The 15,200-nt window shown below is 43.9% G+C and carries 13 protein-coding genes; 12 read left to right on the top strand and 1 reads right to left on the bottom strand.

Annotated features, from left to right (window positions below; translation table 11 throughout):
- The first annotated feature begins 310 nt into the window (after positions 1–310).
- The 4 genes from AAAT93_RS06750 to AAAT93_RS06735 all read left to right on the top strand — a co-directional run bounded on the left by AAAT93_RS06750 (position 311) and on the right by AAAT93_RS06735 (position 3,060).
- Positions 311–1,351 (top strand): helix-turn-helix transcriptional regulator, encoded by a 1,041-nt coding sequence (locus AAAT93_RS06750; RefSeq protein ID WP_117780680.1) that lies wholly within the window; start codon positions 311–313, stop codon positions 1,349–1,351.
- 54 nt (positions 1,352–1,405) lie between these two features.
- Positions 1,406–1,816, top strand: coding sequence for a peptide deformylase (locus tag AAAT93_RS06745; RefSeq protein WP_117780679.1), 411 nt, complete (start codon positions 1,406–1,408; stop codon positions 1,814–1,816).
- 142 nt (positions 1,817–1,958) lie between these two features.
- Positions 1,959–2,462, top strand: coding sequence for a hypothetical protein (locus AAAT93_RS06740; protein ID WP_227572853.1), 504 nt, complete (start codon positions 1,959–1,961; stop codon positions 2,460–2,462).
- 76 nt (positions 2,463–2,538) lie between these two features.
- Positions 2,539–3,060, top strand: a complete 522-nt coding sequence (locus tag AAAT93_RS06735) for a SprT-like domain-containing protein (protein WP_227572852.1) — start codon at positions 2,539–2,541, stop codon at positions 3,058–3,060.
- 115 nt (positions 3,061–3,175) lie between these two features.
- Here the strand turns inward: AAAT93_RS06735 and AAAT93_RS06730 are convergent, their stop codons facing one another.
- Positions 3,176–3,469: a hypothetical protein gene (locus AAAT93_RS06730; protein WP_227572851.1), complete on the bottom strand. Its 294-nt coding sequence runs from the start codon at positions 3,467–3,469 to the stop codon at positions 3,176–3,178.
- A 276-nt stretch (positions 3,470–3,745) separates the two neighbouring features.
- Between AAAT93_RS06730 and AAAT93_RS06725 the strand changes: the two genes are divergently transcribed.
- The 8 genes from AAAT93_RS06725 (at position 3,746) to AAAT93_RS06690 (ending at position 15,064) form a co-directional block, all read left to right on the top strand.
- On the top strand, positions 3,746–4,339 hold the full coding sequence (locus tag AAAT93_RS06725; RefSeq protein WP_118545060.1) for a class I SAM-dependent methyltransferase: 594 nt from the start codon (positions 3,746–3,748) through the stop codon (positions 4,337–4,339).
- Positions 4,309–6,789 (top strand): DEAD/DEAH box helicase family protein, encoded by a 2,481-nt coding sequence (locus AAAT93_RS06720; protein ID WP_227572850.1) that lies wholly within the window; start codon positions 4,309–4,311, stop codon positions 6,787–6,789. Before AAAT93_RS06725 ends, AAAT93_RS06720 begins: the two co-directional genes overlap by 31 nt.
- Before the next feature lie 80 nt (positions 6,790–6,869).
- Complete coding sequence (locus AAAT93_RS06715) at positions 6,870–7,034, top strand: hypothetical protein (protein ID WP_188331999.1); 165 nt, start codon at positions 6,870–6,872, stop codon at positions 7,032–7,034.
- Between the two features lie 414 nt (positions 7,035–7,448).
- Positions 7,449–7,880: a hypothetical protein gene (locus AAAT93_RS06710; protein WP_227572849.1), complete on the top strand. Its 432-nt coding sequence runs from the start codon at positions 7,449–7,451 to the stop codon at positions 7,878–7,880.
- Positions 7,881–8,126: 246 nt separating this feature from the next.
- The gene (locus AAAT93_RS06705; RefSeq protein WP_227572848.1) at positions 8,127–8,783 is read left to right on the top strand and encodes a CpXC domain-containing protein; all 657 of its coding nucleotides are present in this window, start codon (positions 8,127–8,129) and stop codon (positions 8,781–8,783) included.
- 28 nt (positions 8,784–8,811) lie between these two features.
- Entirely contained in the window at positions 8,812–9,204 is a 393-nt protein-coding gene (locus AAAT93_RS06700) for a pyridoxamine 5'-phosphate oxidase family protein (RefSeq protein ID WP_117780230.1), read from the top strand.
- A gap of 29 nt (positions 9,205–9,233) precedes the next feature.
- Positions 9,234–9,635: a hypothetical protein gene (locus AAAT93_RS06695; RefSeq protein ID WP_227572847.1), complete on the top strand. Its 402-nt coding sequence runs from the start codon at positions 9,234–9,236 to the stop codon at positions 9,633–9,635.
- Positions 9,636–9,697: 62 nt separating this feature from the next.
- Positions 9,698–15,064, top strand: coding sequence for a DUF4132 domain-containing protein (locus AAAT93_RS06690; protein ID WP_227572846.1), 5,367 nt, complete (start codon positions 9,698–9,700; stop codon positions 15,062–15,064).
- Positions 15,065–15,200: the final 136 nt, after the last annotated feature.

Below are 15,200 nucleotides of genomic sequence, written 5' to 3'. Positions count from 1 at the left end.
AGGGCAAGAAGGATTGTCTTGCATAAAAAAACCACACAGCAAATATACTGTGTGGCGAAAAAAGAATTCTCTTAAAAAATCCACTCCCGTAAAGGGTTTTGGTATGTGATTGCGTGTCCGGTATGATTCCGGACACTTTCTGTATTCTAACGGGTGGGAGGATATTTGTCAAGTGGGGAGAGATAGAAGCTGATCTGAATTTCCAGCTATCACTTTTTGCTATTTTAGTGTAAAATAAGATAAACACAAAGCTGATGCAGGTAACGGCTTGGAAGAGTCATAGATTATACTATAAGAAGGGGATAACACGATGGATAACACATCAGAACAGAAAACAGAAAATCAGGAAAAAAAGAAGATTGTCCGGGGACCAAGACTCAACCAGAAACTAAAAATCATGTATCTGATGAAGATTCTGCTCGAAGAGACAGACGAAGATCATGACCTGACACTGAACGAAATCGTTGAGAAACTGAAAGCATACAATGTCACAGCAGAGCGGAAGAGCCTGTACAGTGACATCGAGAATCTGCGCACGTTTGGTCTGGATATCATAGGCATGCAATATGGCAAGACCTACCATTATAAGGTTGCAAGCCGGCAATTCCAGCTTGTCGAGCTGAAGCTTCTCGTAGATGCGGTGCAGTCCTCTAGATTCATCACAGAGAAGAAATCCGACGAGCTGATCGCGAAGCTTGAGAGCTACGCAAGCAAATACGAGGCGAAGAAGCTGGCACGTCAGGTCAATGTAAATGGACGCGTGAAGACGATGAACGAACGCATCTATTACAGCGTGGATAAGATTCACGAGGCGTTAAATGAGGAAAGCCAGATCAAATTCCAATATTTCACATGGACGGCAGATAAGAAGATGGAATTGAAGCATGGTGGGGCTTACTATAGTGTCAGCCCGTGGGCACTGTGCTGGGATGACGAGAAATACTATCTGGTAGGATATGACAATAGAGAATACAAGATCAAACATTTCCGCGTCGATAAGATGGCAGACGTGTCTGTGGTCTATGAGGAGCGGGAAGGAAAAGAGGAATTCTCGAAAATGCAGATGTCGGAGTACACGAACAGGCTTTTCGGCATGTTCGATGGCAATCTGGAAACTGTAACGCTTCTGTGTGAGAACCATGCCGCAAATGTGATCATTGACCGTTTCGGAACCGATATTCCGCTCATGAAGACCGACGCAGAACATTTCACAGTCCGGGTACGGGTATCCGTCAGCAAATTGTTCCTTAGCTGGATCATGGCAATCCCGGGAGTGAAGATCGTGGCTCCCGAGCGCACGGTAGATATGATGAAATCAGAGATTAAGCGACTGCAGGAAATGTACTTGTAAGAGAGACATGGGACTAATAATTTTGTATGCGTAATAGAGTTGAAAGGATCAAATATGGTAAAGAAAATTATGCGGGATCCGCTGTTCCTGGCACAGAAATCGGTGGATGCAACGGAAGCAGATAAACAGGTTATAACAGATTTGCTCGATACACTCCGGGCGAATCTGGATCATTGCGTCGGCATGGCGGCCAATATGATCGGCGTAAAGAAGAATATCATCGTCGTGGCAAGCGGACCGTTCCAATTCGCGATGGTGAATCCGGTTATCACGAAGAAAACAGGCGCGTATCAGGTGGAAGAGGGATGTCTGTCGCTCGACGGGACACGCCCATGTACGAGATATCAGGAGATAGAAGTCGATTACCTTGACCAGCATTTCAAGAAGCAGCATGGGAAATATTCCGGCTGGGTGGCACAGATTATTCAGCATGAAGTGGATCATTGCAACGGAGTTGTGATATAACTTTATGTTACAAAAAGAGAAGATAATACTTGAATGTTCATAATGCAAGTACTTATTTATGACAGTTGCTTTGCGTAGGATGGAGATACAAAGAAACGGAAATAAGAAGCATGGAGTCGTAAGATTCACGGAGGTTATCATTATGAGCGGAAATAATAATCAGAAATCAGCAGGATATGCAATACTTGGAGTTATCATAGTGTTCGCAATAATCGGATTCTTCGTATCTTTGACCGAAAAAGAAGATCCGAAGTGTGCATTTGCAGGGTGCGATAACACGGTATCAACGGAGGGCGGTTACTGCTATCAGCACAACACACCCGGAAAGCGCAGAAAAGCTGCATATGGAACAAGCAGCTCGCACAGTCATTCTACAACAAGCAGTACGACAAGCAGCGGTTCCGCATCAAATAGTTCGGGCAGTAGTTCGAATTCCGGTTCATCGTCTAGCAGTTACAAGCCAAGCAGTTCGAACAGCAAGTATAACAGCAGTCATTCGCATGATTCTTACGATAGCGGCTACGATGATGTCTACATGGATGGCGATTATGATCAGGACCGGTACGACCGGGATGATGATTATGCAACCGGTGTGGATGATGCCATCGAGGAAGATATCGAGGATGGAAACGAAGGGGACTGGTAAGGGAAATATCTAGGAATTTCTTATATTGAAACGGAAGAGTAAAAGACGGTGTAACGACGAAATAAAGGATGTATATATGAAGAATTTTGAGATGCTGCAGAAGGTGTGTATAGATGAAGTTCTTGGCGCAGGTATCGAGCCGGGAAATATTGTCTCATGGGTTATAAACCGTCGCGCAAAAACGAGATGGGGAATGTGCACGAAAAATCCGGATGGAACATGCATTATACAGATTGCGGCCAGGCTGATCGAGGATGAACGAATATCCGAACAAGCCTGCAAGGAAACTATGATCCACGAGATTCTACATACCTGCAAAGGCTGTAAGGGACATACCGGATTGTGGCTCATATATGCGAATATCATGAATAAGAAATATGGATATAAGATAAAGCGAACCACCTCCGGAGAGGAGAAGGGCGTTGAAAATTACACCGCTTCTAAAAGACTTGATTATAAATATTGTTTCGTATGCGAGAATTGTGGACAGATTATCAAAAGAAAAAAACAGTGTGAATTCACGAAGTATTACCGCAATTATACATGCGGGATATGCGGAAGGAAGCGGGCATTTCATAAGGTGAAATATATGCAATGAAATTTTGCACGGTTGGATTAAGAGGAGAAGTTGGATTGGATGGCGGAATATTATAAATAATAAAAAATATTTTACCTCCAATCAAACTTCAAATAAGCAGAATCGTGATTATGAATTAGTTGTTATTGGGGTTGTTTGAGTTAGATTCCGTTCCATAGTTTACAGTATTTTTTACCTGGGTATTTTCCGAATGAGGTTGTTTTGAAATCTGTGCGTTTGTGTTATTGGCAATTTGACTGAGAGGATAGCTCAACTCGTCAACTTTTGTGGTCAATTTTTTGATCTCTTTAATCAGTGTATAATTGAAAAGATATCCTACCAATATAGCAACTAATAATAAAATGCAAATACGGATTATCAGAGATACAACTCCGATGTCGAGTAATGAATCGGCATTTGTTAAAAACATAATTAATCCCCCTTGTAATAATATTTTGAGCGTGTGATAAAGCATGTAAATATGGTAATGATTTGGCTGAAGACGACTGTGAGAGTGTATTCAAACCTTGAATTATATATAACAGGTTTGATTTAAGTATGTCAAGGACATTAGAAAATTTGTTTCTTTCTGTAAATTTATAGAAACGAAGAAAACTGGTAAGGGAAATACCGTTGCAACTACAAGGAAAATCAACTATAATAAATACATTAAGTATCGGTAAAAAAGGAAGAGAAATATAGGTAAATGAACAGCTCAACAACACTTGATTATTACAATCAAAATGCACAAAGCTTCGCGTTGGGAACCGTATCTGTGGATTTCCATGAAACGCAGGACAGATTCCTGAAGTTACTGGACAAAGGAAGCCTTGTACTAGACTTTGGCTGTGGATCTGGAAGAGATACAAAATATTTTCTGGAACACGGTATGCATGTAGAGGCAATCGATGGTTCCGAAGAGTTATGCAGGATTGCGAGTGATTATGCTGGGATACCTGTAAAACAGATGTTGTTCCAAGAGCTTAAGGAAACAGAAAAGTACGATGGTATATGGGCGTGTTCGTCGATTCTGCATCTTCTGAAGCAGGAATTGAAAGTTGTCTTGATGAAGATGGCAGACGCGTTGAAAGAACAGGGTATTATCTATACTTCCTTTAAGTACGGGAATTTCGAAGGGGAACGAAATGGACGGTATTTCACGGACTTTACGGAAGATACATTCCGCGATTTCATTGCAGATATTACAGAGATACGGATAGAAGAAGTTTGGATTACAGGGGACGTCAGACAAGGGAGAAATGAAGAGAAATGGCTGAATTTAATCATGCGAAAGAATTAAATACAAATGTGGACTATGATTTTATAACAGATGCTATGACTGGTGATAGAGATGCAAGGATGCATCTCTATTTTCAGTTGCTTAAAAGTTTTCAAAAAGCGGAAAGCGTTGATATTATAGTATCATTTCTAATGGAATCGGGAGTTAATATGCTGATCAAACATCTGGGGAACGCATTGAAGCGTGGGGCGAAGATACGCATTTTAACCGGGAATTATCTTGGTATTACACAGCCATCCGCACTTTATCTGATTAAGCGCAAATTAGGCAATCAGATTGATCTACGTTTTTATAACGAGAAAAATCGCTCGTTTCATCCAAAATCTTATATTTTCCATTACGAAGGATATAGTGAAATTTACATAGGTTCTTCGAATATATCAAGAAGTGCGCTCACTTCTGGTATTGAGTGGAACTATCGCTTCCGTAGTACAACAGATCCGGAGAGTTATGATAAGTTTTACGAGACATTTGAAGATCTGTTTCAGAATCATTCCATTGCAATTGATGACGAAGAGCTGCGTAAATATTCAAAGAATTGGCACAAGCCGGCAGTATCAAAGGATTTGGAACGGTATGATGCGGAGTCGGAAGATGAGAAAGTTAAAGAATTATTTGAGCCAAGAGGTGCTCAGATAGAAGCGCTATGTACCTTGGAACACACGCGCGCAGAGGGCGCCAGACGCGCACTGATATCGGCGGCAACCGGTGTAGGAAAGACCTATCTTGCGGCATTTGATTCAGAAAAGTACAAACGGGTTTTATTTGTGGCACACAAGGAAGAAATCCTGAGGCAGGCGGCGAACTCATTCCAAAATGTCAGAAAATCAGATGATTATGGATTTTTCGATGGCGACGAGAAATGCACAGATAAATCCGTGATATTTGCATCAGTTGCAACCTTAGGCAAATCCGAATATCTAAATGAAACGTATTTTTCAAAGGATTATTTTGATTATGTGGTCATAGATGAATTCCACCATGCAGTAAATGATCAGTATATGCGGATTGTGGAATATTTCAAACCACAGTTTCTGCTTGGATTGACGGCGACTCCAGAACGTATGGATGGCAGAAACATCTATGAAATCTGTGACTATAACGTGCCATATGAGATTTCGCTCAAAGATGCGATTAATAAGGGGATGCTGGTTCCGTTTCATTACTATGGAATCTTCGATAAGACAGATTATTCGCAATTGCATCAGGTGCGGGGAAAATATGATGACAGAGAATTGAATCAAACATATATCGGAAATGAACGTCGGTATGAATTGATATATAAAAATTATTGTAAATACGGATCAAAGCGTGCATTAGGGTTCTGCTGTTCGAAGGAGCATGCAAAGGATATGGCAAAGGAATTCTGTAGACGTGGCATTCCTTCGGTGGCGGTGTATAGCGATGCACATGGGGAGTACACAGAGGATAGAAGTATAGCAATCCAAAAACTGATGCAGGGCGAAATCAGAGTGATTTTCTCTGTAGATATGTTTAATGAGGGTGTGGATATACCTGCTGTCGATATGGTAATGTTCCTGCGCCCAACGGAATCACCAATTGTTTTCCTGCAGCAGCTCGGCAGGGGACTTCGAAAGAGCATGGGCAAAGAGTATCTGAATGTCCTTGATTTTATCGGGAATTATGAGAAAGCAGGACGTGTACGATTCTTACTGACAGGAAAGACGTTTTCAGAGACAAAGACATACAATCCAGCGGATCGGACAGATTACCCAGATGATTGCATGATTGATTTTGATCTGGAACTTATTGATCTTTTCGCGGAGATGGATAAACGTACCCTGCGGGTAAAGGATTGCATACGTGGTGAATATTATCGAGTGAAGAATCTGCTTGATAAATCACCGTCCAGACTGGAATTATTTACATATATGGATGATGATGTGTATCAGTTAGCGATGCAGCATTCTAAGGAGAATCCATTCAAGCGGTATCTGGATTATAAGAAGGAATTAGATGAGCTTTCGGAGGATGAATCGGCATTTTTGCAGGACATAAATGGACGTGAATTCATCCATCTGATTGAGACAACAAACATGACAAAAGTCTATAAGATGCCGGTGCTTATGGCATTTTACAATCATGGAGACATCCGAATGGAAGTCACGGAGCAACAGTTGCTTGTAAGTTGGAAAGAGTTCTTCTCAACCGGAACAAATTGGAAGGACTTGGACAAGGATATGACCTATGAGAAGTACATGGCGATTTCAGATAAAGAGCATATAAATAAGATCCTGAAAATGCCAGTACATTTCTTGCAGGAATCCGGAAATGGATTCTTCGTGAAACGTGATGGATGTGCTCTGGCACTTAGCGAGAAGCTGCAAGGTGTGATTGATAATCCGGTGTTCGTGGATCAGATGAGGGACGTGATTAGGTATCGGACGATGGATTATTATCAGAGAAGGTATAGGAATGTAGATGTGTAAGAGAGGAGAGAAATTCCTGGGTGAAAAATAGAATAAAATGATATGGAGGGGATTATAGCAAAAAGAAGGAGGTAACTATCATGGATAATGTGAATCTTGAGAAATTAGCAAAAGAGCTTTTGAAAAAAATAATTGATAATAACAGGGAACTTTCCGAACAAGAAAAGGTTGGTATAAAAGTGATCATAGATGAAGAACATGATCCAGAAAAACTGTTAGAAAAGTGTTTACAATATATGGGGTAATGATTGCCGTAGTTTTCAAAGTAATGTTAATTTCTCGAAAGTGTAGGATATGTTATCATATTGTATGAAACGAAGAATTTACTTGCTTTATTAAAAGACATGTAGGATTGAGTACGGCAGATTAAATATGAGTAAAGGGGGGATTTCATGAATCCATCATATGAGAAAAGTACATTCAAAATACATTTACCATCATATCTAGAATTTGATGATCATGTGCAAATATCGTTTAAATTTGAGTATAAAAAGGGACAAACCAATAAAACAATGTAATTTGTATAGAAAAACATAATAAATTCAAAATAGAAAAAATATTATAACGTTTGTAATTTATTTTTGATATGTTAGATAATTTAGTGATAAAGTAAATCAAAGCAAGCTAAAGTGATAATTTACATAGTTGAAGGAGAGAAAATGGGCGAAAAAGTTGACTTAGCACTTGCAAATCCTGATGATGTACAAAGCGCAAATGCATTATTCAATTTTGTTGGAAGATTAGATTATTTAGTGGAATCCTTAGAGAAAAAAGCATTGGTTCCAAGATATTGCGAAGAAGATATTGGTTATTTAAAATTACATTTTAACGGAAAAGCAATTGAGAAAATTCATGTTTTACAAAAGTGCTTCTGTGATATTCCATTACATAATATTACAAAAGCTTTCCCTATTGAGATTATTGAACAAGATGATAAGGAACTAAGTGATAATCAAAGGGAACAAATAAGAACTAAAAATACACATGTACTGCAGATGTTGAGACACCCCAAGTTGGACAAGAATTATTTGCATCATATATTGATAAGTGTGTCTTTAGTTTTGCCAACCAGAATAGAAATTTTTATATAGTAAAATGTGTTTTTGGTGCAAGAATAAAATCAATTGAAGAATTTGAAGATGGAAAGAAGACAATTTATTTTGAGGAAAAAAAAGATAAACCTATGTTTATGTCGTATTCGGCTTATTTGACAGAAGAGGAGGCACAGTTTGAAATAGAACACATTATGGATAAACATGAAGAGTATATTCATGCAGAGCATTTTACCGATCAATTGAAAAAATTACTTGAAGTAGTCTGAAAAAGGAGAGAACCCCATGTCCCTAAAAAACACACAGAAAATCAAATGCCCGGATTGTGGCACAGAAGGCGAATTTACAATATGGCAGAGTATCAATACGAAATTGAACCCACAGGCGAAGGAGGATCTTTTGTCTGGCAAGTTATTTGCGTATACCTGCCCGAAATGCAAGAAAGTCCATTATGTCAATTACGGACTTTTGTATCATCAGATGGAGAAGCAGCTGATGATTTATTATGCAATCTCGAAGGAAGATGAGAAGGAGATTTTAGATACATTTGACAAGATGGAGAATGGTGACATGCTTCCGGGCATGGAGAGTACGGACTATACATGTAGAGTGGTTCATTCTCAGAATCAGCTCCGGGAGAAAGCGTATATCTTCGATATAGGACTCGATGACCGCGTCGTTGAGATCATGAAGGTTATGACGGTGGCGCATTTGTCGCAGACGAATCCGGATCTGGAGGTTGGAGATATATTCTTAGAGATCACCAAGGGAAAACCAGAACGATTTGTGATCCGGTTGAAGAATGGCGTATTGGGCAACAGCCCATTTTCCCAGAAGGTGTATGATGCAGTCAAGGCGGAGTACATTGATTCCAAGGGCGATGGCAAGCGGGATTATATCGTTGATATGAATTGGGCAGTAGAATGCCTAAAGAATAAATAAATTGACATAATTACAGGAGGACAAACACATGGAACAGGTGGCAAAATTTTTGAAGGAAGCAGATACATATTATCTCGCAACGGTCGAGGGTGACCAGCCGAGAGTACGACCATTTGGCACGGCTCATATTTTTGAAGGAAAGCTCTATATCCAGACAGGCAAGTCGAAGGCAGTTTCGAAGCAGATTCATGCGAATCCGAAGGTAGAGATCTGTGCATTTAAGGGCGGAGAATGGCTGCGTGTCGCAGGCGAACTTGTTGAGGATGACCGCAGAGAGGCGAGACAGTCGATGCTCGACGCATATCCATCCCTGCAGAAGATGTACTCTGCTGATGATGGCAACACAGAAGTATTTTATTTCAAGAACGCGACAGCCACATTTTCTTCATTTACACAGGAACCGAAGGTTGTGAAGTTCTAATAGAGTAGGGGTAGTACATGGTTTTATACATGAATATGAAACAGCTTGGCAAGCGCAGGAATACGGTGGATCAGGTGCCATTTACCTATGCGGTGGTACCGGGCAGCCTGCGCGAGCTGATTGCAGAGACGGTGAAGCTCTGTGTGAGCAGATATATCGAGGCGATGAACCGGGGCGAAGCAGTGCTTTCCAATGCGCAGATCGACGATATGGCGCAGATTGGGAAGATTGCTTTCGGCATCGTGTATGGTGAGAAGGCGCCGGATGTTGGGAAGTCCATAGAGACGGCGATGCTTGGGTTTCAGGATGGCTTGTTCCGGGTATTCTTAGGGGACACGGAACTTACGGAATTAGATGAGAAGCTGGAGTTACAAGAGGGCGATACGGTTACATTTATCCGTCTGACGATGTTGGCGGGCAGGATGTGGTAGGAAATTACAGGATTGGGTGAACAGAGTCTTACCACAGATGTATATGTTGAAAGGGGTTACATATGGCAGAAGACAAGAAGACGAAGCAGGAGTTAGAAGTGCAGGCGAAGATCGCGAATGACTTTAAGCTTGCGCGCAATGAGACAGACATGGCTTTGAAAGCGTCTTACAGCGCGGAGATTCAGGCGCTGCTTGCAGAATGCAGCAAATATAACGGCATGACGCAGCTGACGGAAGTCGGAAAGCGGTTGGATAAGCATTTGGCGAAACCGGGCAGCCTGCCATCGGAATTCTTCCGGAAAGAATTAAAGCAGATGCCGGGATGGATACCGGAGCATCTGGTCGAGGATTTCTGTTGCACGATCGATAGCATTACGAAATGGCAGGCGAGCGAGTCTTATTACAGAAGAACGGTGCGAATCAAGCACTACCGGGCATTTATGGGGCGTTATTTCCACATCATGAACACGTATCATGACATGGGAATTTACGGAACCGATCTCGTGTCAGTCTACACGGAGCAGCTGCCGCAGGATGTGCTGTGCTATTATCGGGATCAGAGTACAAATGGACGTCAGGCTGTATCGGAATACTGGATTCAGGCGGAGTTAGACCGCGGAAATGAGAAGTTAGAAGCAATCATCATGGATATCTTATTTGGCGAGAGTGCGCAGACGAAGCTGTCCGTGGAGATCATCCGTGGCATCTGCATGAGCGGAAATACCCGGCTGCACGAGGCACTGGGCAAGCTGCTTTTGGCTGCGCGTCTGCAGGAAGGATTGCGTCAGGCAATCTGCGAGAATATGGATTATGGAACCGCGGAAGCATTTCAGACGTTATTCCGCGTTGTGAAGGACAATGATATGCTCCGGTATGCGTCCGTGCTTAGGGCGGTTGCCACATGGACCGGACTGATTGCAAATGAGGAGAGCAAGATTGACCGGATTCAGGAGAAGCAGCTATATATTATCGATACCTATTTGCAGGATGAGAATGCCAGAGCACAGGCACTTAGAAGCGAAGATGCGATGGAAATCTATCTGGCACTCTGGTGCTATGGATTTTACGATGTGGACGATGCATGTGAGCGCATGGGAGAGATTGCGTTATCCGGGACGCGACACCAGCGCATGGTGTTCGGCATGTATATGGAGGCGATGCACTTAGGCAGGGTGTATGTACATGGCATTGCAAAGGAATTCGTGAAGCAGTTTTCGGATGAGCTTGACACGATGGCGGTGATCATGCCATGTTTCATGCCGGATCTCCAGTCGTATATACTTGATCTTGTCTATGAGAAGGGCAGACGCTATAACGGAACGCTGCAGAAGATGAATTATGCGGATGTTGGGAAATATTTTGATAGCCGGGAAGAGTGTCTGAAGGCCTATGATCGCTTAATGGGGATTCTGCGTCAGATACCTGGCAAGCGGCTGGAAATCAACCCGTGTGTATTCCCTTGGAATGTGGCATATCTGGATAGATCCGACCTGATTTTCAGGCTTGCTGTGTGTGCCAGCGCACTTCGGGATGAGGATAAGATTACAGAGATTGCGGAGATGCTGGGCGATATCGATGTATCGCGGTACGGCAGGGATACGCTGATGCTATTTTTGATCCGGGAGCCTGCAAATGCCCGCCAGCGTGAGATTCTCGTGGATGCGGTAGCAGACAAAGAGACATACACGAGACAGGAAGCAGCGAAGCTTGTGAAGAAGATGAAGCTGGCACCGGAGAATTATACGCAGCTTGAGAACATGCTCAAGTATAAGAAATCCGACATCCGAGAGACGGTGCTTTCCATCCTCTATCAGATGGATGAGGAGAAGCTGGATAGTCTGATCGGCAGACTGCTCACAGATGCGAAGGAAGAGAAGCGCACGGCAGGTTTGGATCTGCTGCTCCAGTTGAAGAAGGACGAGAACAGACAGCAGACATTTGCAAGATGTGTGGCACAGATCGACTATATGGCGCAGACAGTAGCGAATATATCGACGAAGGAGCAGATCCTGATCCGGGAGATCCGGAATACGCAGGCAGAACAGGCAGATGCGGAAGAAGGATACGGGCTCTATGATGTAAATGCGGCGTATGATCCGGTCTTTGATTCTGCGTATCTGGAAGTATGTAAGGATGTATACCGGCGTTATTTCCCGGAGAGCGGGATTGCGACAGGAAATGCCGGGAAGAGTGCCGGTGTATTGGCGAAGCTCAGGGCGAAATTTACTTCCGGGAAGAACTCGGAACCGGATACGGTCGACATCCATCATGTGCTTCGAGAATTGGACGCACTGTTTGATGCACATAAGAACGATGAATATGAGAGTGAAAACGGCGAAGTACGTATGCTTGGAGAACGATTTGGATATTGGAGTGGGAACATACCATTTCCGGAGCTCTGGGAGGATTTCTACAGGAAAGAGATACAGACACCGGAAGCGTGCCTGCAGATCTATATTTATGTGAATGGCTATAATTCCGATAAAGCGTATTTCAAGCAATATTGCAAGAGCTTTGTGGAAGATCTGTATGGAAGCAGGTATAACGAGGAGCTGCCGACCTACGGTTACATGTCGCAGATGCAGACGATCCTGCGCGAACTTTATAACAAACATGTGCCGGAAAGTGACAGAAGGAAGCTGGCGGTTGTGGTTGCAGATTATCTGTTTTCGCGCAAGGATGCGCTTGTGCAGGAGAAGAAGACAGTAAATCCGGTTTCTAAGAAGGAAATCATCTGTTATAGAAGTGTGCTTACGCAGGAACAGATCATGGTTATTACAGCGTATATTGCGCCGGGCTATGCGGAATATGGAAGTGCAAATGATGTGGAGGCAGATTCGGCACAGGCGACAGAAAATGATACGGAGTTTCTGCATCTCTTCCCATACAATTATGCGCTTGCAAAATGCTTTAATTTCAAGATCCCGCATGATGTTGCGAACGATGGAAATGGCTATTACTGGGTAAATGTCGGTAAGATCATGCACGTGCCGGAACTTTCGACGTACATTGCAGCATATACGAAGGGGCTGATCAGCCGGGACTACCTGTATAAGATGGCATTTGAGGGCAGCCGGATGGATGTAAGCCTGAAGTGTTTGTCTGACATTGTGCGGTATATGACCGAGCGGGACAGACAGGTGCAGACAAGAGGCTGCGAGTGGAGCTGGACAGTGGGCAATCGGCTGGAGCATGTGCGGAAAATGCTGCTGCACAATCCGGCGAAGGAGCTGTCCGAGACGGATCAGGCGAGCGTGGATACTGCGAAAGAACTGTATCAGGCGATGGCAGGGCTTGTCATGGAGGCAGAGCTTACACGTGGCGATACCGAGACTGCATTTTCCCAGTATGTGTATGGGCTGACGAGAATCTACGGTGCGACGTATTTTGTGCGGATTCTGTCGGCACTCGGCAAGGAGACGCTGGAACGGTCGACGTATTTTAACAGCAGTTACAGCTCCAGTGTCAGACGAAGTGTGAGCAAGAAGAACAGCCTGTCGCATCTGTTGCAGGCGTGTCTGCCGGATGTCAATGACAGTGCGCAGACGCTTGGCGCACATCTGAAAGGGACGGATATCAGCGAGGCACGTTTAGTTGAGGCGGCAATGTATTCGCCGGAGTGGATTGATATTGTGGGTGATTATCTTGGCTGGGATGGATTTACAGCCGGATGTTATTATTTCATGGCACATATGAATGAGTCGTTTGACAACAAGCGGACGGCGATGATCGCGCGCTATACGCCGCTTTCGGTCGAGGAATTAAACGATGGTGCATTTGACCGGGCGTGGTTTACGGAAGTGTACGAGAAACTTGGAGAGAAGCATTTTACGCTCATATATAAGGCGGCGAAGTATATCTCCGATGGCGCCAAACATGCAAGAGCGAGAAAATACGCGGATGCGGCACTCGGCAAATATAATGAGACAGAGCTGATGAGTGAGATCGAGGCAAAGCGGAATAAAGACCTGTTGATGGCAGTCGGAATCCTGCCGATTGCCGATGAGACGCAGATCAAAGAACGGTATATGTTCCTGCAGAAGTTCAAGAAGGAGAGCAAACAGTTTGGTGCCCAGCGGAGAGCCAGCGAGGCGGCTGCCGTGCAGATTGCATTACAGAATATGGCAATCAATGCAGGCTATCAGGATGTGACGAGACTGATCCTGCGGATGGAGAGTCTGGTGGCACAGGGCATGGCGGACTATTTCAAGCCGCATGAAGTCGGAGAAGTATCCGTATGGCTTGAGATGGAAGATGGCGGCAAATGTGCCCTGCTTGTGGAGAAAAATGGCAAGCAGCTGAAGTCTGTTCCGGCGAAGCTTAAGAAGGATGAATATATTGTGGCGATCACTGAGGCGAAGAAGCAGATGGCAGAGCAGGCACGCCGCACGAGGGCGATGTTGGAAGATGCGATGGAGAGTCAGGAGACATACACGTATGCGGAGATTCAGGGCATGCTGGAAAATCCTGTGATTCACGATCTGGTGGCGGCACTTGTGTTCCGTGTAATGGATGGTGGCGGTGTGTCAGATCATACGCAGGAGGAACAGGTTGTATTTGGATTTGTCACAGCGAAAGGCATGGATATTATAGGTTCACACCATATCGAGCCATCCGGCGATACATTACTGACTGTGGCGCATCCATTTCAGATGTATAAGCAGGGCATGTGGCATACGATTCAGAAATATGTGTTTGACAACCAGATCATCCAGCCGTTTAAGCAGGTGTTCCGTGAGCTGTATGTAAAGACGGAAGAAGAGCTTAATATGGAGCACTCCTTACGTTATGCGGGCAATCAGATTCAGCCGCGGAAAACGGTTGCGTGCCTGAGAACAAGACACTGGGTTGCCGACATCGAGGAAGGCTTGCAGAAGGTATATTACAAGGAAAATATCGTAGCGAGGATCTATGCACTGGCGGACTGGTTCTCACCGGCAGATATCGAATCCCCGACGCTGGAATGGGTCGTGTTCACTGATCGAAAGACAGGCAAAGATCTAAAGATTCGTGAGATTCCGGATATCATATTCTCGGAAGTTATGCGTGACGTGGATCTGGCAGTGAGCGTGGCACATGCAGGTGGCGTAGATCCGGAGACATCACATTCGACTGTGGAGATGCGGAAGGCAATCGCGGAGTTCACGATGCCGCTCTTCAAGCTTACAAATGTTACATTTACGAAGAATCATGCGGTGATTCAGGGCGCACGTGCGAACTATACCGTGCATCTTGGCAGTGGCGTAGTCCATCAGGAGGCGGGACCTATGATCAATGTACTTCCGGTGCATTCGCAGCGGCGCGGACGGATCTTCCTGCCATTTGTGGACGATGATCCGAAGACATCGGAAGTGCTGACAAAGATATTATTCTTTGCCGAAGATAAGAAGATCAAGGATCCATTTATACTCGAACAGATCCGGCAATAATGGTAAACATATTGGGCACACACTTCACAAAAGGTTCACAATAAAATTAGCACTCACCTCTTGACAGTGCTAATAACCGGGTGTATAGTATAGTCACAATCAAGAAAGGGAAAAGAAAAGGAAAGAAGAAATAGAG

This window comes from Coprococcus hominis (ex Arizal et al. 2022) (genome assembly GCF_040094675.1).
In the GTDB taxonomy this organism is placed as follows: Bacteria; Bacillota; Clostridia; order Lachnospirales; family Lachnospiraceae; genus Coprococcus_C; species Coprococcus_C hominis.
This window is presented reverse-complemented; position numbering and strand designations above follow the sequence as displayed.

Excerpts from the sequence above, each read along its gene's own strand:
- AAAT93_RS06750 (WP_117780680.1), top strand. The coding sequence starts at position 311 with ATGGATAACACATCAGAACAGAAAACAGAAAATCAGGAAAAAAAGAAG.
- AAAT93_RS06730 (WP_227572851.1), bottom strand. The coding sequence starts at position 3,469 with ATGTTTTTAACAAATGCCGATTCATTACTCGACATCGGAGTTGTATCT.
- AAAT93_RS06745 (WP_117780679.1), top strand. The coding sequence starts at position 1,406 with ATGGTAAAGAAAATTATGCGGGATCCGCTGTTCCTGGCACAGAAATCG.
- AAAT93_RS06705 (WP_227572848.1), top strand. The coding sequence starts at position 8,127 with ATGTCCCTAAAAAACACACAGAAAATCAAATGCCCGGATTGTGGCACA.
- AAAT93_RS06715 (WP_188331999.1), top strand. The coding sequence starts at position 6,870 with ATGGATAATGTGAATCTTGAGAAATTAGCAAAAGAGCTTTTGAAAAAA.
- AAAT93_RS06735 (WP_227572852.1), top strand. The coding sequence starts at position 2,539 with ATGAAGAATTTTGAGATGCTGCAGAAGGTGTGTATAGATGAAGTTCTT.
- AAAT93_RS06695 (WP_227572847.1), top strand. The coding sequence starts at position 9,234 with ATGAATATGAAACAGCTTGGCAAGCGCAGGAATACGGTGGATCAGGTG.
- AAAT93_RS06720 (WP_227572850.1), top strand. The coding sequence starts at position 4,309 with ATGGCTGAATTTAATCATGCGAAAGAATTAAATACAAATGTGGACTAT.
- AAAT93_RS06710 (WP_227572849.1), top strand. The coding sequence starts at position 7,449 with ATGGGCGAAAAAGTTGACTTAGCACTTGCAAATCCTGATGATGTACAA.
- AAAT93_RS06740 (WP_227572853.1), top strand. The coding sequence starts at position 1,959 with ATGAGCGGAAATAATAATCAGAAATCAGCAGGATATGCAATACTTGGA.
- AAAT93_RS06690 (WP_227572846.1), top strand. The coding sequence starts at position 9,698 with ATGGCAGAAGACAAGAAGACGAAGCAGGAGTTAGAAGTGCAGGCGAAG.
- AAAT93_RS06700 (WP_117780230.1), top strand. The coding sequence starts at position 8,812 with ATGGAACAGGTGGCAAAATTTTTGAAGGAAGCAGATACATATTATCTC.
- AAAT93_RS06725 (WP_118545060.1), top strand. The coding sequence starts at position 3,746 with ATGAACAGCTCAACAACACTTGATTATTACAATCAAAATGCACAAAGC.